The sequence below is a fragment of the Streptomyces sp. NPDC005706 genome (assembly GCF_040631045.1).
GTDB lineage: Bacteria > Actinomycetota > Actinomycetes > Streptomycetales > Streptomycetaceae > Streptomyces.
The window spans coordinates 100542-122188 of the sequence record NZ_JBEXYS010000006.1 but is presented as its reverse complement, the minus strand read 5'-3'; the positions used below and the strand labels follow the sequence as shown (position 1 = coordinate 122188).

The following is a 21647-nucleotide window of genomic DNA, read 5'->3' as shown; positions in this document are numbered from 1 at the left end:
GAGGAACCGTGTTCCGCAGCGAGTACGCAGACGTCCCGCCCGTAGAACTCCCCATCCACGACGTCGTCCTGGGCTCCGCCGCCGGCTTCGGCGACCACCCGGCCCTCATCGACAGCACGGACGGCACCACCCTCACGTACGAGCAGGTGGACCGGTTCCACCGGCGGCTCGCCGCCGCCCTCGCAGACGCCGGCGTCCGCAAGGGCGACGTCCTCGCCCTGCACAGCCCCAACACGATCGCCTTCCCGACCGCCTTCTACGCGGCCACGCGCGCGGGCGCGTCCGTCACCACGGTGCACCCGCTCGCCACCGCCGAGGAGTTCGCCAAACAGCTCGCCGACTGCGCCGCCCGCTGGATCGTCACCATCTCCCCGCTGCTGGGGACCGCCCGCCGCGCGGCCGAACTCGGGGGCGGCGTACGGGAGATATTCGTCTGCGACAGCGCGCCCGGGCACCGCTCGCTCATCGACATGCTCGCCACCACCGCCCCCGAGCCGGAGATCGGCTTCGACCCGGCCGAGGACGTCGCCGCCCTGCCGTACTCCTCCGGCACCACCGGCGTGCCCAAGGGCGTGATGCTCACCCACCGGCAGATCGCCACCAACCTCGCCCAGCTCGAAGCCCCCGTCCCGGCCGGGCCCGGCGACCGCATCCTCGCCGTGCTGCCGTTCTTCCACATCTACGGCCTCACCGCCCTGATGAACGCCCCCCTGCGCAAGGGCGCCACCGTCGTCGTCCTGCCCCGCTTCGACCTCGAGACCTTCCTCGCCGCCATCGAGACACACCGCATCACCGGCCTCTACGTCGCCCCGCCGATCGTCCTCGCCCTCGCCAAGCACCCGGCGGTCGCCCGCTACGACCTCTCCTCCCTCAAGCACGTCATCAGCGCCGCCGCCCCCCTCGACGCGCGACTCGCCGCCGCCTGCGCCGAACGCCTGGGCCTGCCCCCGATCGGCCAGGCCTACGGCATGACCGAACTGTCGCCCGGCACCCACGTCGTCCCGCTCGACGCCCTGCACCACGCGCCCGCAGGCACCGTCGGCCGGCTCATCGCCGGCACCGAGATGCGCATCGTCTCCCTCGACGACCCCGGCAAGGACCTCGGCACCGGCGAACCCGGCGAGATCCTGATCCGCGGCCCGCAGGTCATGAAGGGCTACCTCGGCCGCCCGGACGCCACCGCCGCCATGATCGACCCCGACGGCTGGCTGCACACCGGGGACGTCGGGCACGTCGACGACGACGGCTGGCTCTTCGTCGTCGACCGGGTGAAGGAACTCATCAAGTACAAGGGCTTCCAGGTGGCCCCGGCCGAACTGGAGGCCCTGCTGCTCACCCACCCCGGCATCGCGGACGCCGCCGTCATCGGCGTGCACAACGACGACGGCAACGAGATCCCGCACGCGTTCGTCGTGCGCCAGCCGACCGCCGAAGACCTCGGCGAGAACGAGGTCATGCTGCACGTCGCCGAACACGTCGCCCCCTACAAGCGCGTCCGCCGCGTCACCTTCATCGACACCGTGCCCCGCGCCGCCTCCGGGAAGATCCTCCGCCGACAGCTCCGGGAGCTGCCTTGAGCACCCTCGTCTCGCGCACGCGCGCGCGTGCCGTCGAAACCCTCAGCCTCGACGCCACCGGCACCCGCAACGCGCTCTCCGCCGCCCTCGTGGACGCCCTCTCCGGCGCGCTCACCGACTGCGCCGAGGACCCCGGCGTACGTGCCGTGGTCCTCACCCACACCGGCGGCACCTTCTGCGCCGGGGCCGACCTGCGCGACCCTCCGCACCCGGACGCCCTGGTGGGCCTGCTGCGGCAGATCGTGGAGCTGCCCCGACCCGTCGTCGCCCGGGTCACCGGGCACGTCCGGGCCGGCGGCCTCGGCCTGCTCGCCGCCTGCGACATCACCGCCGCCGCCACCGCCGCCACCTTCGCCTTCACCGAGGTCCGCATCGGCGTCGCCCCGGCGGTGATCTCCCTGCCCGTGATGCCACGCGCCGACCCGCGCGCCCTGGCCCGTTACTACCTCACCGGCGAACGCTTCGACCCGGCCGAAGCCGTACGCCTCGGCCTGCTCACCGTGACCGCCGACGACGTCGACGAAGCCCTCGCCCCCGTCCTGGACGGCCTGCGCCGCTCCTCGCCCCAGGCCCTGGCCGAGACGAAACGGCTGCTCACGGCTAGGGTGCTGGAGACCTTCGACCGGGACGCGGCCGCCCTGACCGCGCTCTCGGCCCGGCTGTTCTCCTCGCCCGAGGCCCGGGAGGGAATGACGGCCTTCCTGGAAAGACGGGATGCGGCATGGGTGGTGTGAGTACGGCGGAACGCGACCGCGTACCCAAACAGGACCGCAGCCGGGCCACCCGGCAGCGGCTCCTGGAAGCCGCCGTGGCCTGCCTCGCCGAACACGGCTGGGCGGGCTCCACGGTCGCCGTCGTCGCCGAACGCGCCGGCGTGTCCCGGGGCGCCGCCCAGCACCACTTCCCCACCCGCGAGGACCTGTTCACGGCCGCCGTCGAGTACGTCGCCGAGCAACGCTCCACCGCCCTGCGCGAGCTCTTCCCGGACGGCCCCGCCGACCGGCGCGCCGTCGTCTCCGCGGTCGTGGGCCTCTACACCGGCCCCCTCTTCCGCGCCGCCCTGCACCTGTGGGTCGCCGCCAGCGACGAGGAACAGCTCCGCGCGCGCGTCACCGAACTGGAGGCCCGCGTCGGCCGCGAGTCCCACCGCATCGCCGTCGAACTCCTCGACGCCGACGAGTCCCGCCCCGGCGTCCGGGAAACCGTCCAGGGCCTGCTCGACATGGCCCGCGGCCTAGGCCTCGCCAACCTCCTCACCGACGACACCGCCCGCCGCGAGCGTGTGGTCGCCCAGTGGGCGGCACTCGTGGACACGGCCCTGGACTGAGCCGTTGTCAGTGGCCGAGGCTACGCGTCTCCATGGGTGACCACTTCCAGATCGTCGTCGACCTCGACGCGACCCCGCAGGACGCGCCGCGACTGGCCCGGCTGCTGACCGACTGGCTGGTCGCCGAGGGCATCGTGCGCGCCGAGCGCACCGACTGTGTCCTGGGACAGCCGCTCGGGCACCCGCCCGGCCCGGACTGGCATCGGGCGGTCGCGCCGGCCGACGCGGACGACGAGCCGTACGACGGCCTGGCCGTGCACACCGGGCGCACCGTCTTCACCGGCGGCCAGGGAGACGCCGAGTGGGTCCGCTGCCCCCGCTGCGCCACCACCACCCGCCTCTACACCGACGAGTGGGACCGGATCGACGAGGCATGGGAACCCTTCGGCCCGGCCATCGACCTCTGGGCCACGACCGGCACCGCCGACGTCCGCTGCGCCGCCTGCGCCGCCACCGTGCCGATCACCGACTGGACCTGGGGCGACGACTACTACGCCCTCGGCCACCTCGGCCTCGAATTCTGGAACTGGCCCCCGTTCACCGACGAGTTCCGCGCCCGGCTGGCGGAGAGAGTGGACGGGCACCGGCTGGCCCACGTCCGGGGCAAGCTCTGACCCCGCCCGCCCGTCACGCCCGCGAAGAGTGATCCGGGCCACAGGCGCATCCCGCGAACCGCAGTACCCTTGCCCCCATGCTTCCGATGCTCGTCCGACGCCGCCACGTGGACTACGTGCGCGTCACGAGCATGGGCTGTCGGCGCTTCTCCGCCTGACCCAGCCCCCTCTGCGCTTCCTCCCTCTTTCCGGCACCCGGGGGCCGCCACACCCCCGGCGGCCGCCCGTGCCCCGTACACCCAGCGGACGCACCCCATGACGACGCACACCGCGACGAACCCGTCGTACGCCCAGCTCCCCATCATCGACCTCTCGGCCGCCGGCCGCGGCCCCCGGGCCCGCGCCCTGCTCCACGCCCAGCTGCACAGCGCCGCCCACGACGTCGGCTTCTTCCAGCTCGTCGGACACGGCGTGACCCCGGCCGAGACCGACGCGCTGCTCACCGCCATGCGCGCCTTCTTCGACCTCCCCGAGGCCGACCGGCTCGCCCTCGACAACGTGGGCTCCCCGCACTTCCGCGGCTACACCCGCACCGGCGACGAACGCACCGCCGGCGCCCGCGACTGGCGCGACCAGCTCGACATAGGCGCCGAACGCCCCGCCCACGTCCCCGGCTCCGGCGAGCCGCCGTACTGGTGGCTGCAGGGCCCCAACCAGTGGCCGGCCGCCCTCCCCGGACTGCGCACCGCCGCCCTCGCCTGGATCGACCGGCTGAGCGCCGTCGCCCAGCGCCTGCTGCGTGAACTGCTGACCGCCATCGGCGCCCCCGCCGGCTTCTACGACCCCGTCTTCGGCGAGCACGCCCACCCGCACCTCAAGCTGGTCCGCTACCCCGGCAGCGCCGGCGACGGCACCGACCAGGGCGTCGGCGCCCACAAGGACTACGGCTTCCTCACCCTGCTCCTCCAGGACACCGTCGGCGGCCTCCAGGTCCAGCGCGCGGACGGCCGCTTCCACGACGTACCGCCGATCGAGGGCGCCTTCGTCGTCAACCTGGGCGAACTCCTCGAGGTCGCGACCAACGGCTACCTGCTCGCCACCAACCACCGCGTGGTGAGCCCGCCCGGAGCGACGGAACGCTTCTCCGTCCCGTTCTTCTACAACCCCCGCCTCGACGCAAGGGTCGAGCCGCTGCCCTTCCCGCACGCCTCCACCGCCCCAGGCGTCACCACCGACCCCGCCAACCCGCTGTACGCCGAGTACGGCTACAACGAACTCAAGGGCAAGCTCAGGGCGCACCCGCTGGCGGCGGAGCGGCACCACGGGGACCTGCTCACCCCGGCGTGAACCGAGCCGCTGAGGACCGCGGGCGACCGCACCGGCGTGCGGCCGCCCGCGCCCCTCAGCGGCTCCGTCAGTGGACGATGTCCGCGTACCCCTCGATGTCCCGCGGGCTGCGCGACCCCGGACCCACGTACTTCGCCGACGGCCGCACCAGCCGCCCCGTCCGCTTCTGCTCCAGGATGTGCGCCGACCACCCGGCCGTCCGCGCACACGTGAACATGGACGTGAACATGTGCGCCGGTACCTCGGCGAAGTCCAGCATGATCGCCGCCCAGAACTCCACGTTGGTCGCCAGCACCCGGTCCGGCCGCCGGTTGTGCAGCTCCTCCAGCGCGGCCTTCTCCAGCGCCTCGGCGATCTCGAACCTCGGCGCCCCCAGCTCCCGCGCGGTACGCCGCAGCACCCGCGCGCGGGGGTCCTCCGCCCGGTACACCCGGTGCCCGAAGCCCATCAGCCGCTCACCGCGGTCCAGGGCCTGCTTGACGTACGCCTCCGCGTCCCCGGTGCGCTCGATCTCCTCGATCATCCCGAGCACCCGCGAGGGCGCACCGCCGTGCAGCGGCCCGGACATCGCACCGACCGCACCGGACAGCGCGGCCGCGACGTCCGCACCCGTGGAGGCGATGACCCGGGCGGTGAAGGTGGACGCGTTCATGCCGTGCTCGGCGGCCGAGGTCCAGTAGGCGTCCACGGCGGCCACGTGCTTCGGGTCCGGCTCACCCCGCCAGCGGATCATGAACCGCTCGACCACCGAACCCGCCTTGTCGATCTCCCGCTGCGGCACCATCGGCAGCCCCTGCCCGCGCGCGGACTGCGCGACGTACGACAGCGCCATCACGGCGGCCCGCGCCAGGTCCGCCCGGGCCTGCGCCACGTCGATGTCCAGCAGCGGTTTCAGACCCCAGACCGGGGCCAGCATGGCGAGCGCCGACTGCACGTCCACCCGGATGTCACCGGAGTGCACCGGGATCGGGAACGGCTCGGCCGGCGGCAGGCCGGGATTGAAGGCGCCGTCGACCAGCAGACCCCACACGTTCCCGAAGGACACGTGCCCGACCAGGTCCTCGATGTCGACGCCCCGGTACCGCAGGGCACCGCCTTCCTTGTCGGGTTCGGCGATCTCCGTCTCGAACGCGACGACCCCTTCGAGTCCGGGTACGAAATCGGACATCAGGCGGCTCCTCGTGAATGTCGGCGGCGGTCACCCCGGTGATGCCCCGATCGGCCGGTGGTCACCCAAACCGCGGCGGAACCTGCACCATAACCCCGAGTGCCACAGTTGGGGAGCCCACGCGACACTGAGTGCCACGCGCGTTCGATACGGCAGGATGACCGCGTGACCGACCGCGAACCCTCCCCCGACCCGCTGCTGGACCCCGCCGCCATGCGCAAGCAGTACCGGGCCGCGGGCCTCGACGAGAAGGACCTCCCGGCGCACCCGATGGACCAGTTCACCGGCTGGTTCGAGGACGCCGCACGGGCGGCCCTGCACGGCACGCTCTACGAACCCAACGCCATGGTCGTCTCCACCGCGGACGCGGCGGGCCGCCCCAGCTCCCGCACGGTCCTGATGAAGCAGTTCGACACCGACGGCTTCGTCTTCTACACGAACTACGACTCCCGCAAGGCCCGCGAACTCGCCGCCAGCCCCTACGTGTCGCTGCTCTTCCCCTGGCACCCGATCGCCCGCCAGGTCATCGTCACCGGCGTCGCCCGCCGCACCGGCCAGGAGGAGACCGACGCCTACTTCCGGACCCGCCCGCGCGGCTCCCGGCTGGGCGCCTGGGCCAGCGCCCAGTCCTCCGTGATCGCGTCCCGCGCCGAACTGGAAGCGGCCTACGCCGAGCTGGACGCGCGTCACCCGGAGGACGAGGACATCCCGGTCCCGCCGCACTGGGGCGGCTTCCGCGTCGCCCCGGAGACGGTCGAGTTCTGGCAGGGCCGTGAGAACCGCCTCCACGACCGCCTGCGCTACACCTGCCGCCCCGACGGCTCCTGGGCCCTGGAACGCCTGAGCCCCTGAGCCCGCGCGGGGGCGGGGAACGCAGACGACCCGCGAGCTGAGGTCCTCAAGGAGGAGCCGGCCGGACGTACCGGCAGCCCGCGGGCCGGGTGACTGCGTTGGTTTCGGGCCGGCTGCGTGTTTCTCGCACACACTGGTCCGGCACCGCACTGAATGTGGTGACGGGCCGCTAGCCCGCAGCCACCTCTTCCGTCCGGTATCCATACATCTGCCGAACCACCTCCTCTCCGAAGTAATAGCCACCCTAAGAAGCGATCCGAGGATGCTCAAGGGATTTTCCGCGGGCCTCGGCCGGCGGGCCGAACGCGCTGGACGGGCCGGAGGGAATGCCCCTAGCTTGCCGGGCATGGGTGATCTTCGGATTCGGGCCGTGGACGGCGACGGCATGCTCGAGCAGTGGCGGTACGTGCACAACGTGGTGGTGCCGCCCGCCGCCATGTCGCTCGCGGGCGCGCGGACGCGGATCGGGCGGTATCGGCTGGTGAACGCCTATCTCGGTGAGGAACTGGTCGGGTGCTCCACCGTCCGGCCGCCGACCGGGGACGAGGCGGTGTCGACCGTCATCGCGCGCGTGCTGCCGGGGTTCCGGCGGCGCGGTTTCGGCGCGGCGATCTACGAGGACGGGCTGGCGCACGCGCGCGGGCTGGGTGCCGAGGCCGTCGAGACGTGCGTGCTGGCGGTGAACGAGGACGGGCTGCGGTTCGCCGGGCGGCGCGGGTTCGTGGAGGTCGACCGGTACGTGCTCGACGGAGAGGACGACGAGTGGGTCGACCTGCGGCTCATGGTGTCGGGCGGACAATGATTGCGGCAATCTTGCGGGAACAGGATGTGGGCTGCGTCACGTTCGAGTTGAATGAAGGCCAGTGAGCGAACCGAGCGCCGTGCGTGCGCGGACGCAGCGTCCAGGGGGTCCAGGTGAGTGCTTCCCGGCGGAGTGGGACCACCGACGAGCTGGGGCCCGACGAGCCCGAGCGGGGCGGCCCGCACGGGTCGGACGGTACCGACTGCCCTGACGAGTCCGGCGGCTCCGACCTGCTCGCCGCGCTGCTGGACGGCATGGACGCGGCCCTGTGCGCCTTCGACGCCGACGGGGTGGTGACGCACTGGAACCGCGAGGCGGAACGCATCCTGGGCTGGACGGTGGCCGAGGCGGTCGGGCGGCACGGGTTCGCCGGCTGGGCGGTGCGCAGCGCGGACGCCGAGGAGGTCCAGGAACGCCTGATGTCGGCCATGCACGCGCCCGGCCGGCAGGTGCACGAGTTCGCGCTGGTCACCAAGGACGGCGGGCGGGTGCTCGTGCGGACCCAGTCCGCCGCCGTGCGCGGGCCGGACGGGAAGCCGGCGGGGGTGTACTGCGCCTTCAGCGAGGTGCACGCGCAGATAGATTTGGAGCGGTCGATCGCGCTGAGCGAAGCGCTGTTCGAGGACGCCTCCTGGGGCGTGGTCCTCGTGGACGCCGATCTGCGGCCGGCCGTCGTCAACGGGCACGCGGCGCGGGCCCTGGGCATAGGGCGGACGTCGGCGCTCGGGCGGCCGCTGGGCGAGCTGCTCGCGCAGGGGGTGGAGGAGCTGGAGAGCGCCCTCACCCATGTGCTGGCCGAGGGCGCGCCGCCCGCGCCCGCCGAGATGTGGGTGACGGTGCGCGGGCCCGAGGGCGAGCGCCGGCGCTGCTGGCGCAGCGGGTTCGTGCGGCTGGCCTCGCCGCTCGCGGAGGAACCGGTGCCGCTCGGCGTGGGCTGGCTCTTCCTGGACGTCACCGAGGCCAGGCAGGGCGAGCAGGAGGCGTCCCTGCTGCGCTTCCGCACCAACCAGCTCCACCGGGCCGCGCGGGCCGCCGCGGAGTGCGAGGACCCCGCGGAGGCGGCCACCGTCCATCTCGACTTCGCGCTCGCCGGTTTCGCCGACCACGCGCTGCTCGACCGTCTGGCGGGCCCTCCGCGCGCGGAGTGCGACGACTCGGCCCCGGTACGGCTGGTGCGGCTCGCCGCGTCGCCCGCCGGGGCGCCCGGTCCGAGCCTGGTCACGGGCGCGGCCGGGCTGCCGCTGCGCTACGAGGAGGGGCATCCGGCGCTCCAGTGCGTCGAGCGGGCCGGCACCGTACGCGCGGACGCGGGGTCGGTGCCGGCCGAGCGGGCGCGGGACTGGGCGCTGGCCCGGCAGTGGCCCGAGGACGCGGTGCACGCGCTGTGCGCGGTGCTGCGCAGCCGGGGCCGGACGCTGGGCGTGGTCACCTTCCTGCGCGGGGCCGCCCGGAGCCGCTTCGAGCGGCCGGACGCGGCCTACGCGGAGGACGTGGCGGCGCGGGTCGGGGCGGCGCTGGACCTCGCGGACGCGGTGCGGACACCGCGGGCGAGGGAGTAGCGCCGGTCCGACGGGCTGGCCGTGAGCCGGTGCGCCGGTGCGCCGGTGCGCCGGTGTCAGTGCCGGTAGAAGATGCGGTCGCCGTACTCCGTCATGACGCGGGCGTTCCAGTCGTGGCCGCCGTCGACGTTGCCGGAGCGCAGCAGCGGGGGTTCGATGCCGCGGTCGGCGAGGGTGGCCGCGGTGGTGGCGACGACGGCCTGCATCAGGGCGGTGGTGACCACGGTCGAGGCCGGGGCGAAGGGCGCCGGAATGGTGTCGAGGGTGAGTTCCGCGTCGCCGACCGTGATCTTCGAGTCCAGGACGATGTCGCAGTGGTCCTTCAGGAAGGTGCCGGAGGTGTGCCGGGAGGTCGTCTCCGAGGCGTACGCGACCGAGGTGACACCGACGACCTTCACGCCGCGGGCGCGGGCGCCCGTGGCCATCTCCACGGGCAGGGCGTTGCGGCCGGAGAGGGAGATGATCACGAGGGCGTCGCCGGCGCGGAGGGGGGACGTGTCCAGGACGGCGCTCGCGAGTCCGTCGACGCGTTCCAGGGCGGAGCCGAGGGTGGCCGGGGTGACGTCGACGCCGACGACTCCGGGGACGGTGAGCAGGTTCATGAGCGCGAGTCCGCCGGCCCGGTAGACGACGTCCTGGGCGGCCAGCGAGGAGTGGCCGGCGCCGAACGCGAACAGGCGGCCGCCGGACGCCACGGTGTCGGCGAGCAGGGTGGCCGCGGCGGTGATCGCCCCGGACTCCTCCTCGCGGACTCGTTGCAGCAGGCCGATGGCGGCGTCGAAGAACAGGTCGGCGGGTGTGCCGTCGCTCATGCGGTGCCCCTTCGCAGCGTCTGTGTCGCGGATCACCGTGCGGTCTGGACCAGTGCGGTGTCAATACGGCGGGGGGTTGTGGGGGCACTGGTGTCCGACGGGTGCCGGCGCCGGCCCCGGGTGGTTCCTTCGGTTGGTGCGGCACGCTTGTCGGTGGTATCCGGCAGAATTGAGGTCAGGGCCAGCGCACGCGCCGGGCAGGTTCCGGCAGAGGTAATCGAGGGGCACGTATGTCCGGACTGATCGACACCACGGAGATGTATCTCCGCACCATCCTCGAGCTCGAAGAGGAAGGCGTCGTCCCCATGCGCGCCCGCATCGCGGAGCGGCTGGACCAGAGCGGGCCGACGGTGAGCCAGACCGTGGCCCGCATGGAGCGCGACGGTCTGGTGTCCGTGGCGAGCGACCGGCATCTGGAGCTCACGGACGAGGGGCGCCGGCTGGCCACGCGCGTGATGCGCAAGCACCGGCTCGCGGAGTGTCTCCTGGTCGACGTGATCGGCCTGGAGTGGGAGCAGGTGCACGCGGAGGCGTGCCGCTGGGAGCACGTGATGAGCGAGGCGGTGGAGCGCCGGGTGCTCGAACTGCTGCGGCACCCCACCGAGTCGCCGTACGGCAATCCGATCCCGGGCCTGGAGGAGCTGGGCGAGAAGGACGGGGCCGACCCGTTCCTGGACGAGGGCATGGTGTCGCTGGCCGACCTGGACGCGGGGACGGACGGCAAGACGGTCGTGGTCCGGCGTATCGGGGAGCCGATCCAGACGGACGCGCAGCTCATGTACACGCTGCGCCGTGCGGGCGTGCAGCCCGGTTCGGTGGTGAGCGTGACGGAGTCGGCGGGCGGTGTGCTCGTCGGCAGCGGCGGTGAGGCGGCCGAGCTGGAGGCGGACGTCGCCTCGCACGTGTTCGTCGCCAAGCGCTGACACGGGAGGGCCCCGGCGCCTTCCGACGCCGGGGCCTGTCCTCCCCTGTTGCTGACCCGGAGCCCCGAGCTCTCAGGGTCATTCCCCTCGGACCGCTTTTCCCCGAGTGGTCCGCCTCCCGCCAGAAAGATCCCCTCGGCGGCGGCGATCATTCCTCGGGGGATGTCACTCGAATGAGGGGTGTTGCTGGCAGAGGCAGTATTTTCGAAAAGGCATTCGATAGTCTGCGACGGCAGGAACGACGGACGGCGAGAACGGCAGTACACCGGTACGAGGCAGGCGGAGCTGGGGGGTACCAGGCCGATGGCACGGCGTATCGACGTGATGGGAACGGGCGGGGTGCGCCTGGCCGCCTGGGAGTATGCCGACCCTCCGAAACCGGAGGCGGAGCCGGGCGCCCCGGGCGTGCTGTTACTGCACGGCCTGATGGGCCGCGCCTCGCACTGGGCGTCCACCGCCCGCTGGCTCGCCGAGCGCCACCGCGCGGTCGCCCTCGACCAGCGCGGCCACGGCCGCAGCGACAAGCACCCGCAGGCCGCGTACGGCCGGGAGGCCTACGTCGACGACGCCGAGGCGGCCCTCGAACAGCTCGGTCTCGGCCCCGCCGTCCTCATCGGCCACGCCATGGGCGCCCTGACCGCCTGGCAGCTCGCCGCCAGGCGCCCGGACCTGGTGCGCGGCCTGGTCGTCTGCGACATGCGGGCGTCCGCGCTCGGCGCGGCCTCGCAGCGGGAGTGGGCCGAATGGTTCCGCTCCTGGCCCGCCCCCTTCGCCACCCTCGCCGACGTCCGCAAGTGGTTCGGCGAGGACGATCCCTGGGTGGAGCGGCCCAACCCCTCGCGCGGCGAGTTCTACGCCGAGGTGATGCACGAGTCCGCCGACGGCTGGCGCCCCGTCTTCGAACCCGACCAGATGCTCCGCACCCGGGAGAGCTGGGTGTACGACGCCCACTGGGAGGAACTGGCCCAGGTGCGCTGCCCCACGCTCGTCGTGCGCGGTCTCGACGGGGAACTGGGCCGGGCCGAGGCGCAGGAGATGGTGCGGGTGCTGCCGCTCGGTGAGTACGCGGAGGTCGCCGAGGCCGGCCACCTCGTCCACTACGACCAGCCGGTGGCCTGGCGAGCGGCCGTCGAACCCTTCCTGAAGCGCCTCACGGCGGGCTGACCCCTCACCTCACCCCTTGCTCACCGCCGCCAGGATCTCCGGCAGACGGGCAGCCGTGCGCGGCGCGGCCAGCCTCAGGCCCCCGAGGGCGATCCCCGCCCCGTAAGCCGCCCCCAGCGGCAGCAGCACCCAGCTCCACGCGTCCCCGCCCGCGCTGACGTTCAGCCAGATCGTCACGGCGATGACGGGGGAGCAGAGCAGGGCGGAGGCGACCATGCCGCCGAAGACGGAGATCCAGGCGAGTCCGGCCTGTCCGGGCGCCACGTTCTTGTGGCCCTCCTGCGGGATGGAGTACGGGAAGCCGGCCGAGGTCCAGGCGCCGGTCGCCAGCATGGCCCCGAGCAGGGCCAGGGAGAGGCCCAGCACCTCGGGCAGCCGGTCCCAGGCGCCCAGCAGCGCGGTGGTCAGCACGGTGACGAGCGCGGCGTACGGCAGGGTGATCACCAGCAGGGCCAGTGCCCGCCCGCGCAGTTCGGCGTAGGCGTCGCGCGGCGAGGAGATCGTCATGGCCACCATCCAGAACGCGGAGGTGTCCTGGCCGAACTGGTTGTACATCTGGATGCCGAGCATCCCGGCGGCGAAGCACGCGAAGTAGATCGAGCCGGTGCCCTGGACGGCGTTGAAGACGGGCACGATCAGCCCGATGGCCAGCGAGGTCACCCAAGCCGACTTGGTCTTCGGGTCGCGCCAGACGTAGCGCAGGGTGCGCTCCATGACCGGGCCCGTGCGCCCGCCGGGCAGCAGCCGGCCGAGCCCGCCCGAGGAGGCGCGGTCCCCGGCCCCGGCGCCCGGGTCCTGCAGGGTGGACCCGTCCGGCGCGGTCATCAGCCGGTTCAGGCTCCGCGCCCACACGGCGACCAGCAGCATCAACGCGGCCAGCGACAGCAGCAGTTGACCGCCCGCGACGCCGTACGACCCCTCGCTCGCCGAGCGCACCGCACCCACCGCGGAGGCCGGCGGCACCCAGGACAGCACCTCCGCGACCGGCCGCAGCGGCCCCAGCCCGGCCGAACCCAGGCGCTGCGCGCCGAAGTTGACGAGCTGTGCGCCGACGGCGATCACCAGCCCGCTGAGTACGGCCAGATCGCGGCCCTTCCTGCTGGTCAGCAGCCGTACGTTGGCGGCGGCGACGGCCCGGGCGAGCGCCACGCAGACCAGCAGCGCGAGACCGACGGCGATCACCGCGGCGGCGTACCCCGCGGCCCCGTGCGCCACCGACAGCGCGCATCCGGTCAGGACCAGCAGCGTGAACAGCGGCCCGATCCCGACCAGTGAGGCGGCCAGCAGGGCCCGAACCAGGGGACCCGGCCGCAGCGGCAGCATCACCAGCCTGGTGGGGTCCAGGGTCTCGTCCCCGCCGGGGAAGAACAGTGGCATCACGGCCCAGCCCAGCGCCAGCACGGCGGTGCCGGGCACGGCGACGGCCTCGGCGTGCGCGTGCCCGCGCAGCGCGAGCAGGCCCAGCAGTTGCAGCAGGGCGAACAGCAGCGCGACGACGGCCGAGGCGACGAACGCGGCCCGCCGGCCCGCCGACCGGCGCAGCCCGTTGCGCAGCAGTGACAGCTTCAGCCGTACGACGACGGAGGTGGTGCTCGTCATCGGGCCGCCCCACCGCCCAGCCAGTCCAGCCGGGACCCGGAGTCCCGCCCGCGCGCCCCCACCAGCTCCAGGAAGGCGGCCTGCAGCGTGGGGTGTTCCCCGCGCACCTCGGCCAGGGGGCCGGTGGCGCGGATGCGGCCCGCGGCCATGACGGCCACCCAGTCGCACAGCGACTCGACCAGCTCCATGACGTGGGAGGAGAACACGACGGTGGCGCCGGAGGCCGTGTACCGCTCGAGCACGCCCCGGATCGTCTGCGCGGACACCGGGTCGACGCCCTCGAACGGCTCGTCCAGGAAGACGACCTCGGGATTGTGGAGGAGGGCGGCCGCGAGACCGATCTTCTTGCGCATGCCGGTCGAGTAGTCGACGACGAGCTTGTGCTGCGCCCCGGCGAGATCGAGCACGTCCAGCAGTTGCGCGGCCCGCTTGTCGGCCTCGGCGCCGGACAGCCCCCGCAGCCGCCCCGAGTACCCGAGCAGCTCGCGCCCCGACAGCCGCTCGAACAGCCGCAGCCCCTCGGGCAGTACGCCGATCCGCGCCTTGACGGCCACCGGGTCGCGCCACACGTCGTGCCCGACGACCTCGACGGAGCCCTGATCGGGGCGCAGCAGCCCGGTCACCATGGACAGGGTCGTGGTCTTCCCCGCGCCGTTCGGCCCGACCAGCCCGATGAACTTCCCGGCGGGCAGGTCGAGATCGATGCCCCCGACGGCAACCTGCTGCCCGAATCGTTTCCAGAGCCCCCGCACACACACCGCAGCTTCGGTCATGCAGGAAGGCTACGGCGCTCCCGGTCTCCCGGGTACGACGGGACCGTGCCCGCCGCACGGGGCGTCAGCGGTCCCGGCCGCACGCGTAGGCCAGCGGCGGGATCAGCTCCTCGGCGTCCGGCAGCCACCGGTTCGCGGGGGTCGGCCGGCAGGCCCACTGCACGGCACCCCGGGAGCCGAACCGGGTCGGTGGAGCGGCGACGTAGTTCCCCTCGCCCAGCGCCACCAGATCCAGCGACGCCGGCGACCAGCCCAGCTTCCGCACCAGGCCGGGGACCTTGGCGGTCGCCCCCGGCAGCACGAAGAACTGCATCCGCCGGTCCGGGGTCAGCGTCACCGGCCCGAGGGTCAGCTCCATCCGCTCCATCCGGGCCAGCGCCAGGAACCCGGCGCTCTCCGGGACGGACACCGCGTCGAAGGTGAGCCCCGTGGGCAGCAGGACCGACGCCGCCGGCTGCCGCTGCCACATCCGCCGGACCACGGTCGCGCTGCCGGTCGCCTGAGCCGCCCAGTCGGGGCGCGCGGGGTGCGCACCCGGCGCGGGGCAGGAGGCATCGCTGCACGAGCAGCGCTGTGCCCCGTCGACGGGTTCCAGCCAGGTGCCCGGGAACACGTCCCAGTGCCGCTCCTCGGCGTAGCGTACGGCGGTTTCCAGCAGCGACTGCCCGCGCTGCTGCGGAATCTGGGCGGCTTTGGTGCCCGCGATCGTCTCTTCCACGCTCCACTCAACTCCCGCGCTCACCTCGGGTTACGGCCGGAACGCGCGCCGGGGAGGAGCATCCTTTTCGCATTTGGGGCGCATGGGTGCACAGGTGGGGGCGCGCGGGAGGAACCGGGGCGGGGGCTGGGTAGCCAGGGAGGGGGGTGGCATCTGCCTTTACCCCGGCAAACCGCACATGTCACGCATTGACGGTATGTCAGCTGGGCAGTGATCCTCCCGGCCGGAACCCTCCGGCCGGATCTTCACGCTCCAGGGGTTCGCAGGGGGTAGCGCATGGCCGCAAGGCCTCTCGTGGCGAGGCAGCCGAACGAACGGCTGCAGGCACTCATCCAGGAAGCGGGGTGTTCCAACGCCGGGCTGGCCCGGCGGGTCAACATGTGCGGCGCCGAGCACGGTCTCGACCTGCGCTACGACAAGACGTCCGTGGCCCGCTGGCTGCGCGGACAGCAGCCACGGGGCCGGGCCCCGGCGATCATCGCCGAGGCGCTCGGGCGCAAGCTCGGCCGTACGGTCACGATCGACGAGATCGGCATGGCCAACGGCAAGAACCTCGCCTCGGGGGTCGGTCTCCAGTTCTCGCCGACGGTACTGGGGGCCATCGAGCAGGTCTGCGAGCTGTGGCGCAGCGACGTGGGCCGGCGGGACTTCCTGTCCGGCTCCTCCGTCGCCGCGTCCGCGCTGGTCGAGCCCAGCCGCGACTGGCTGATCTCGGCGCCCGACGCCCAGGTGTCCCGGCAGGCGGGCCCGCGCGTGGGCCTGTCCGACGTGGCGGCCGTACGGTCCATGACCCAGGCGCTCACCGACCTCGACCACCAGTACGGCAGCGGGCATGTGCGCCCGGTGGTCGTGCACTACCTCAACAGCGTCGTCTCCGGACTGCTCGCCGGGTCGTACCGGGAGGCGGTGGGGCGGGAGCTCTTCGCGACCGTGGCCCGGCTCACCGAGCTGGCCGGCTACATGGCGGTCGACACCGGGCAGCCCGGCCTGGCCCAGCGCTACTACATCCAGTCCCTGCGGCTGGCCCAGGCGGCCGGCGACCGCGGCTACGGCGGATACGTGCTCGCCGCCTCCATGAGCCACCTCGCCGCGCAGCTCGGCAACCCGCGCGAGATCTCCCAGCTCGCGCGCGCCGCACAGGAGGGGGCGCGCGGGCGGGTGACCCCGCGCGCGGAGGCGATGTTCCACGCCGCCGAGGCGCGCGGGCACGCACTGCTCGGTGACGTGCGGGCGGCGCAGGCGGCGGAGGGCCGGGCGGTCGGTTCGATGGAGCGGGCGGACGCGGCCTCCGGGGACGACCCGGCGTGGATCGCGCACTTCGACGAGGCCTATCTGGCCGACGAGCTGGCGCACTGCCACCGGGACCTCGGCCAGGCCGAGGCGGCGGCCCGGTACGCCGAGCAGTCGCTGGCCGGCCACCCCGGGACCCGGGCCCGGCGCCGGGCCATCGGCTATGTGCTGCTCGCCACGGCCCAGGTGCAGCAGCGCGAGATCGAGCAGGCCTGCGGCACCGGAATGAAGGCGGTGGAACTGCTGGAGACGCTCCGCTCCAACCGGGGCGCCGAGTACCTGGAGGACCTGCAGCAGCGGCTGGAACCCTTCCGGGACGAGGCGGTGGTCAGGGAGTTCGGGGCCCGCCTCGACCTCCAGCCCGCCGCCTGAACAGCGGCCCCGCGGTCACGTGAACGCACGGCGAACGGCACCGGGACGCACGATGGGTGCCGTATACAGCGTGCCGCGGGGCGGTTTTGTTACCGCTGTCACAGGGAAGAAGATCGCGCCCTGAGCTGCGTGGCACCCGGCTGCGGGGACCCGGTAGCGTGAGCCGACGATTCCGAAGGTCCCCCATTCGTAGGAGTCCCGGTGACGCAGAGTGGACAGGGCGAGGAGCCCTCGGCGCGGCCCGCGCACGAAGGCATCGTGCTGCCCTCCGACGGAGGCGAGCCCCTGCTGCCGGGCATGACGGGCACCCCCGCCCCGGCGGCGCCCGCGGGCGGCCAGGCCTGGGGCGGAGCATGGGGCCCCGACCGGCAGCAGCCGCAGCACCAGCAGGACCAGGGCTGGCCGCCCGCGGCCGCCCAGCAGTGGGGCACCCCGGAACAGCAGCAGCAGCCCGCCGGCGGCCCCGGCCCGCTGCCCCCCGAGGGTGCGCCCGCCCCGTCGTACAACGGCCAGGGGTACGGCCAGGCCCCGGGCTACGGCTCGGACGGCGCGCAGCCCCGGTACGACGGCAACCCGGCCGCCTACGGCCAGAGCCCGCAGGCGTACGGCGCGGCCCCGCAGCCCGGCTACGGCACGCCCGACGCCTACCAGCAGTACCCGGCGCAGCCCGCGCAGCCCGCCCCTTCGGCGCCCCTGCCGCCCGCGTACCCGGCGCAGGGCGCCCCGCTGCCCCCGGCCGCCGACGGCGCGACCCAGTACATACCGCCGGTCCACGCGGCGCCCGCGGACGAGGGCGCCACCCAGTACATACCGCCCGTCCAGAGCTCTCCCGCCGACGAGGGCGCGACGCAGTACATCCCGCCGGTGACGCCGGGCGCGCTGCCGCCCGAGTCGGCCGGGGAGGAGACCCGGTACCTCGGGCGGGCCCAGCAGCCCCCCGCGGCGGCCGCCCACTCCGACGCGGACGCCACGCAGTACATCCCGCCCTACGCCGCCCAGGCGCACGGCGGTGAGCGGCAGCCGCCCGCCGAGTTCGACAACCTCTTCCGCAGCGAACCGGGCGGCTCCGGGCCGGCCGGGACCACGCAGCAGATGCCGCGCGTCCAGCAGCCCAACCCCTACCCCGGCCCGGCGCAGCCCTCGTACGAGCCGCCCCTGGACGACGACCGCGGGCGGCGGGGCGGCTCGCGGATGCCCCTGATCGCCGTCGGCATCGGCATCGTGGTGCTCGGCGTGGGCGCCGGCGCGCTGCTCAGCGGCGGAGGAGGGGACGAGGGCACCGACAACAAGACCGTCGCCGCCTCCGCCCCGGCCACCCAGGACTCGCCTTCGGCGGCCGAGTCCGCCGACCCGGCCGAGCAGCAGGCCATCGCCCTGGACAAGCTGCTCGCCGACAGCGGCAGCAGCCGGGCCTCGGTGATCCAGGCGGTGGCGAACGTCAAGCAGTGCGACAACCTCGGGCAGGCCGCCGCCGACCTGCGCAACGCGGCCAAGCAGCGCAGCGGCCTGGTCACCCGGCTGGGCAAGCTCTCGGTCGACAAGCTGCCGGCCAACGCCGAGCTGACCGCCGCCCTCACCAAGGCCTGGCAGGCCTCGGCCGCCGCCGACAACAACTACGCGGCCTGGGCCGACCAGGTCGGCGGCAGGAAGGGCTGCCACAAGGGCCACGCCCGGATCACCGGCCAGACCCAGGCCGGCAACCGGGAGAGCGGCACCGCCAGCGCGCAGAAGGTCAGGGCGGCGGCGCTGTGGAACACCATCGCGCAGAAGTACGGCCTGACCCAGCGCCAGCCGACCCAGCTCTGAGACGGGCGGGGCGCCGGGCCGCGGGCCGGGTCAGACGAGGTCCGCTTCCTGGAGCGTGCTCGTCATGTCGGTGATTCCGTCGAATCCCGAGCCCGCGGTCCTCTTCGCCTCGACCAGCTTGCCGTCCCGGACCACCTGGAGGGTCACGTCGGCGTTGACCAGCCGGGGCAGGCCCAGACCGGCGAGCTTGCCCTCGTAGGGCCAGTGCAGGGTCGGGGTGAGGCCGCCGGTGTACACCTTCAGGCCCTTGTTGAGGGTGTGCCGCACGCTGTCGGCGCTCACCTCGCCGCCGCCGGTCCTCTCCAGCACCGCCTTCAGCACGGTGTAGGCGATCCAGGTGGTCTGCACCCCGGCGTCCGCGGGGTCGATGCGGTTGTCGCCGAAGGCCTCCTCGTTGATGACCTTCTTCATCGGGTCCCACCGGGGGTCGGACGTCACCGGGTACCAGCCGGTGATGTACGCCCCCTCGTACGGGCTCGACGCACCGCCCGTCGCGTTGATCACGCTCTGGTCGACGCTGCCCATCACGGTCGCCGTGCGCACCTCGGGGAAGGCGTCGCGGGCCCGCCGGAAGGAGTCCATGAAGGTGCCGGTGCGGTCCCCGAGCGCGGGCACCACACAGCCCGTCTTCGTCACGTCCCGGGTCGCCGACCGCAGCGCCCGCTCGGCCTGGGAGTCGTACTCGGTGGCGTTCTCGGCGGCGAGCTGGTCGCCGGTCGCCGCGTGCCCGCCCTGCTTCAGGCCCGAGTCCAGCAGGGTGGGCAGCTGGTCGCCGGCGATGCTGTCCGGGCGCACCAGGGAGACCGGGCCGCAGGCCGCGGCCAGCGCCCTGCCGAGGCCGGCCAGCAGGGCGGGCTGGCCCCCGTTGACCGGATACGACATCTGGCCGGTGAACTCGTCGCTGCTGATGCCGTAGCCGCCGATGTAGGGGATGCCCGCGCTCTCCAGCGGGGCGAGGTAGGAGTCGACGTACTGGCTGTAGGAGCCGACGACGGCGACCACGTCCTCGGCGGCCGCGCGCCGGGCGCACTTCGCCGCGCCCACGCTGTCGTTGTGGTCGTTGCAGGTCAGGATCTCGAGCTTGTGGCCGTTGATGCCGCCGTGACTGTTGATCCACTTGCCGTAGGCGCGGGCCATCGCGGGCATGCCCGGCTTGTTGGTGGCGTCCGTGTTCTGCGGCGCCCACGTCATCACCTTGATCGGGTCGTCCCCGGAGCCCCCCGTGGTCCCGGGGATGACCCCGCATCCGGTGGTGAGCGACGCGACCGCGGCCAGTGCGCCCGCGGACAGCAGGGTCGCTCTGACGGGCCGGGAGAAGGAGAGGGGGAAGGTGCTGCGGAAGCGTCGCCTGCCGGTCATGCACACGCACGATTCCCTCACACCACTAACCCGAGAGTGACCCTCGGTCAATGAAAGGTGACACCCAGGTGAATTCGGGGGGCCGGTGTGACTGGTGTGATGGGGAACGTACGATCGATGACCGTGCAAGGTTCGGAGAACTCTTCCCGTCGCGGCCGTCGCTCCTCCACCATGGGCGGCATGCCACTGAACGACATGCCGTGGTGGCGCTGGCGCAGCAATGTGCGCTCCGCGCTGCACATGCTCTCCGACCCGGTGTTCCAGCAGGACGTCTGGCTGGCCGGCGTGGACGGATACGGCGACGTCACCGACGCCGTGTACCGGCTGGTGGAGGACACCTGGCTGGACAACTGGTCGGCGGAGAAGTACGTCGGCACGATATTCCGCGACTCCCAGGAGGCGGCGCTGGTCGACACGGCCGTGCTGCGGGTGCTGCGGATCATGCACCAGGTCGGCCCGGACGCGCCGGTCTCCGCCTATCTCGACCACCACGCGTGGCCGGAGGCGGTGCGGGCGGCGCGGGACGCGCACCTGCGTCTCGCGGCCAGTGACGGCGACGATCCGGACACGACCCCGCGCAGCCTGGAGGTCCTGCGGATCATGACGAGGACCGCGTAGGCGGCAGCGGGGCCTTCGCGGGAGGCCGCTTCCGGTGCCGCGGACCGTTCTCGCCCCGTCCCGCCCTGCGGGACGACCGTCCATGGCGGACGGCCGGTGTGGGAACCTGTGGTGCATGAACGAGCAGCCCGCCCGCGCCGCCGCCGACCCGGCCGACCAGTACGTCCTCACCCTTTCCTGCCCGGACAAGAAGGGCATCGTGCACGCCGTGTCGAGCTACCTGTTCATGACCGGCTGCAACATCGAGGACAGCCAGCAGTTCGGCGACCACGACACGGGCCTGTTCTTCATGCGCGTCCACTTCTCGGCCGAGGCTCCGGTGACCGTGGAGAAGCTGCGGGCGAGCTTCGCGGCGATCGGTGACTCCTTCCACATGGACTGGCAGATCAACCGGGCCGACGAGAAGATGCGCATCGTGCTGATGGTCAGCAGGTTCGGGCACTGCCTGAACGACCTGCTGTTCCGGGCGCGCATCGGGGCGCTGCCGGTGGAGATCGCGGCCGTGGTCTCCAACCACACGGACTTCGAGGAGCTGGTGGGCTCCTACAACATCCCCTTCCACCACGTCCCGGTGACGAAGGAGACCAAGGCCGAGAGCGAGGCACGGCTGCTGGAGATCGTGCGCGAGGAGCGCGTCGAACTGGTCGTCCTCGCGCGCTACATGCAGGTCCTCTCCGACGACCTGTGCAAGCAGCTCAGCGGCCGGATCATCAACATCCACCACTCGTTCCTGCCGAGCTTCAAGGGTGCGAAGCCGTACCACCAGGCGCACGCGCGGGGCGTCAAGGTGATCGGCGCCACTGCCCACTACGTCACCGCCGACCTCGACGAGGGCCCGATCATCGAGCAGGAGGTCGAGCGGGTGGGCCACGGCGTCACCCCCGAGGGCCTGGTCGCCGTCGGCCGCGACGTGGAGTGCCAGGCGCTGGCGCGCGCGGTGAAGTGGCACGCGGAGCGCCGGATCCTGCTCAACGGACGCCGGACGGTGGTGTTCGCGTAGGGCCTGCCGGGACAGTCCCTGCCCCGG

General features: G+C 73.2%; 20 protein-coding genes. 14 read left to right on the top strand and 6 right to left on the bottom strand.

All coding sequences use genetic code 11. The features are described from left to right. Positions 1 to 8 precede the first annotated feature (8 nt). The 5 genes from ABZ478_RS13830 (at position 9) to ABZ478_RS13810 (ending at position 4805) form a co-directional block, all read left to right on the top strand. On the top strand, positions 9 to 1577 hold the full coding sequence (locus ABZ478_RS13830; RefSeq protein ID WP_359548558.1) for a 4-coumarate--CoA ligase family protein: 1569 nt from the start codon (positions 9 to 11) through the stop codon (positions 1575 to 1577). After that, complete coding sequence (locus tag ABZ478_RS13825; RefSeq protein WP_359548556.1) at positions 1574 to 2311, top strand: enoyl-CoA hydratase family protein; 738 nt, start codon at positions 1574 to 1576, stop codon at positions 2309 to 2311. The genes ABZ478_RS13830 and ABZ478_RS13825 overlap by 4 nt, the downstream gene beginning before the upstream one ends. Then, positions 2299 to 2904: a TetR/AcrR family transcriptional regulator gene (locus tag ABZ478_RS13820; protein ID WP_358930841.1), complete on the top strand. Its 606-nt coding sequence runs from the start codon at positions 2299 to 2301 to the stop codon at positions 2902 to 2904. The genes ABZ478_RS13825 and ABZ478_RS13820 overlap by 13 nt, the downstream gene beginning before the upstream one ends. Before the next feature lie 32 nt (positions 2905 to 2936). Beyond that, on the top strand, positions 2937 to 3518 hold the full coding sequence (locus ABZ478_RS13815; protein WP_359548554.1) for a hypothetical protein: 582 nt from the start codon (positions 2937 to 2939) through the stop codon (positions 3516 to 3518). A 255-nt stretch (positions 3519 to 3773) separates the two neighbouring features. Then, complete coding sequence (locus ABZ478_RS13810) at positions 3774 to 4805, top strand: 2-oxoglutarate and iron-dependent oxygenase domain-containing protein (RefSeq protein WP_359548552.1); 1032 nt, start codon at positions 3774 to 3776, stop codon at positions 4803 to 4805. A 67-nt stretch (positions 4806 to 4872) separates the two neighbouring features. Here the strand turns inward: ABZ478_RS13810 and ABZ478_RS13805 are convergent, their stop codons facing one another. After that, a complete protein-coding gene (locus tag ABZ478_RS13805) occupies positions 4873 to 5973 on the bottom strand; it encodes a citrate synthase 2 (protein WP_359548550.1) in 1101 nt (366 codons plus the stop codon). A gap of 165 nt (positions 5974 to 6138) precedes the next feature. Here ABZ478_RS13805 and pdxH point away from each other — a divergent pair, with 165 nt between their 5' ends. From pdxH to ABZ478_RS13790, 3 genes are all read left to right on the top strand, one after another. Next, complete coding sequence (pdxH, locus tag ABZ478_RS13800) at positions 6139 to 6825, top strand: pyridoxamine 5'-phosphate oxidase (RefSeq protein WP_359548549.1); 687 nt, start codon at positions 6139 to 6141, stop codon at positions 6823 to 6825. A 346-nt stretch (positions 6826 to 7171) separates the two neighbouring features. After that, a complete protein-coding gene (locus ABZ478_RS13795; protein ID WP_359548546.1) occupies positions 7172 to 7627 on the top strand; it encodes a GNAT family N-acetyltransferase in 456 nt (151 codons plus the stop codon). 113 nt (positions 7628 to 7740) lie between these two features. After that, positions 7741 to 9186, top strand: coding sequence for a PAS domain-containing protein (locus ABZ478_RS13790; RefSeq protein WP_359548543.1), 1446 nt, complete (start codon positions 7741 to 7743; stop codon positions 9184 to 9186). Between the two features lie 56 nt (positions 9187 to 9242). On the opposite strand, the gene ABZ478_RS13785 is transcribed toward ABZ478_RS13790, so the two are convergent. Continuing rightward, entirely contained in the window at positions 9243 to 9998 is a 756-nt protein-coding gene (locus ABZ478_RS13785) for an SIS domain-containing protein (RefSeq protein WP_359548541.1), read from the bottom strand. A 230-nt stretch (positions 9999 to 10228) separates the two neighbouring features. Between ABZ478_RS13785 and ABZ478_RS13780 the strand changes: the two genes are divergently transcribed. Next, positions 10229 to 10921 (top strand): metal-dependent transcriptional regulator, encoded by a 693-nt coding sequence (locus tag ABZ478_RS13780; RefSeq protein ID WP_020940714.1) that lies wholly within the window; start codon positions 10229 to 10231, stop codon positions 10919 to 10921. 303 nt (positions 10922 to 11224) lie between these two features. Then, entirely contained in the window at positions 11225 to 12085 is an 861-nt protein-coding gene (locus tag ABZ478_RS13775; RefSeq protein ID WP_359548539.1) for an alpha/beta hydrolase, read from the top strand. Between the two features lie 9 nt (positions 12086 to 12094). On the opposite strand, the gene ABZ478_RS13770 is transcribed toward ABZ478_RS13775, so the two are convergent. From ABZ478_RS13770 to ABZ478_RS13760, 3 genes are all read right to left on the bottom strand, one after another. After that, a complete protein-coding gene (locus tag ABZ478_RS13770; protein ID WP_359548538.1) occupies positions 12095 to 13684 on the bottom strand; it encodes a transporter in 1590 nt (529 codons plus the stop codon). Then, positions 13681 to 14457 carry an ABC transporter ATP-binding protein gene (locus tag ABZ478_RS13765; protein WP_359548536.1) on the bottom strand — a complete coding sequence of 259 codons (777 nt, stop codon included), beginning with the start codon at positions 14455 to 14457 and terminating at the stop codon, positions 13681 to 13683. The genes ABZ478_RS13770 and ABZ478_RS13765 overlap by 4 nt, the downstream gene beginning before the upstream one ends. 64 nt (positions 14458 to 14521) lie before the next feature. After that, positions 14522 to 15175, bottom strand: coding sequence for a bifunctional DNA primase/polymerase (locus ABZ478_RS13760; protein WP_359548535.1), 654 nt, complete (start codon positions 15173 to 15175; stop codon positions 14522 to 14524). A gap of 276 nt (positions 15176 to 15451) precedes the next feature. On the opposite strand from ABZ478_RS13760, the gene ABZ478_RS13755 reads away from it, so the two are divergent. Both ABZ478_RS13755 and ABZ478_RS13750 read left to right on the top strand, forming a co-directional pair. Further along, the gene (locus tag ABZ478_RS13755) at positions 15452 to 16837 is read left to right on the top strand and encodes a transcriptional regulator (RefSeq protein WP_359548533.1); all 1386 of its coding nucleotides are present in this window, start codon (positions 15452 to 15454) and stop codon (positions 16835 to 16837) included. Positions 16838 to 17038: 201 nt separating this feature from the next. Then, the gene (locus ABZ478_RS13750; protein ID WP_359548531.1) at positions 17039 to 18643 is read left to right on the top strand and encodes a hypothetical protein; all 1605 of its coding nucleotides are present in this window, start codon (positions 17039 to 17041) and stop codon (positions 18641 to 18643) included. A gap of 30 nt (positions 18644 to 18673) precedes the next feature. On the opposite strand, the gene ABZ478_RS13745 is transcribed toward ABZ478_RS13750, so the two are convergent. Then, positions 18674 to 20002 carry an ABC transporter substrate-binding protein gene (locus ABZ478_RS13745; RefSeq protein ID WP_359548529.1) on the bottom strand — a complete coding sequence of 443 codons (1329 nt, stop codon included), beginning with the start codon at positions 20000 to 20002 and terminating at the stop codon, positions 18674 to 18676. Between the two features lie 117 nt (positions 20003 to 20119). Between ABZ478_RS13745 and ABZ478_RS13740 the strand changes: the two genes are divergently transcribed. Further along, a complete protein-coding gene (locus tag ABZ478_RS13740) occupies positions 20120 to 20620 on the top strand; it encodes a hypothetical protein (protein ID WP_199210956.1) in 501 nt (166 codons plus the stop codon). Between the two features lie 115 nt (positions 20621 to 20735). Continuing rightward, positions 20736 to 21620, top strand: coding sequence for a formyltetrahydrofolate deformylase (gene purU, locus ABZ478_RS13735; RefSeq protein WP_359548527.1), 885 nt, complete (start codon positions 20736 to 20738; stop codon positions 21618 to 21620). Positions 21621 to 21647 lie beyond the last annotated feature (27 nt).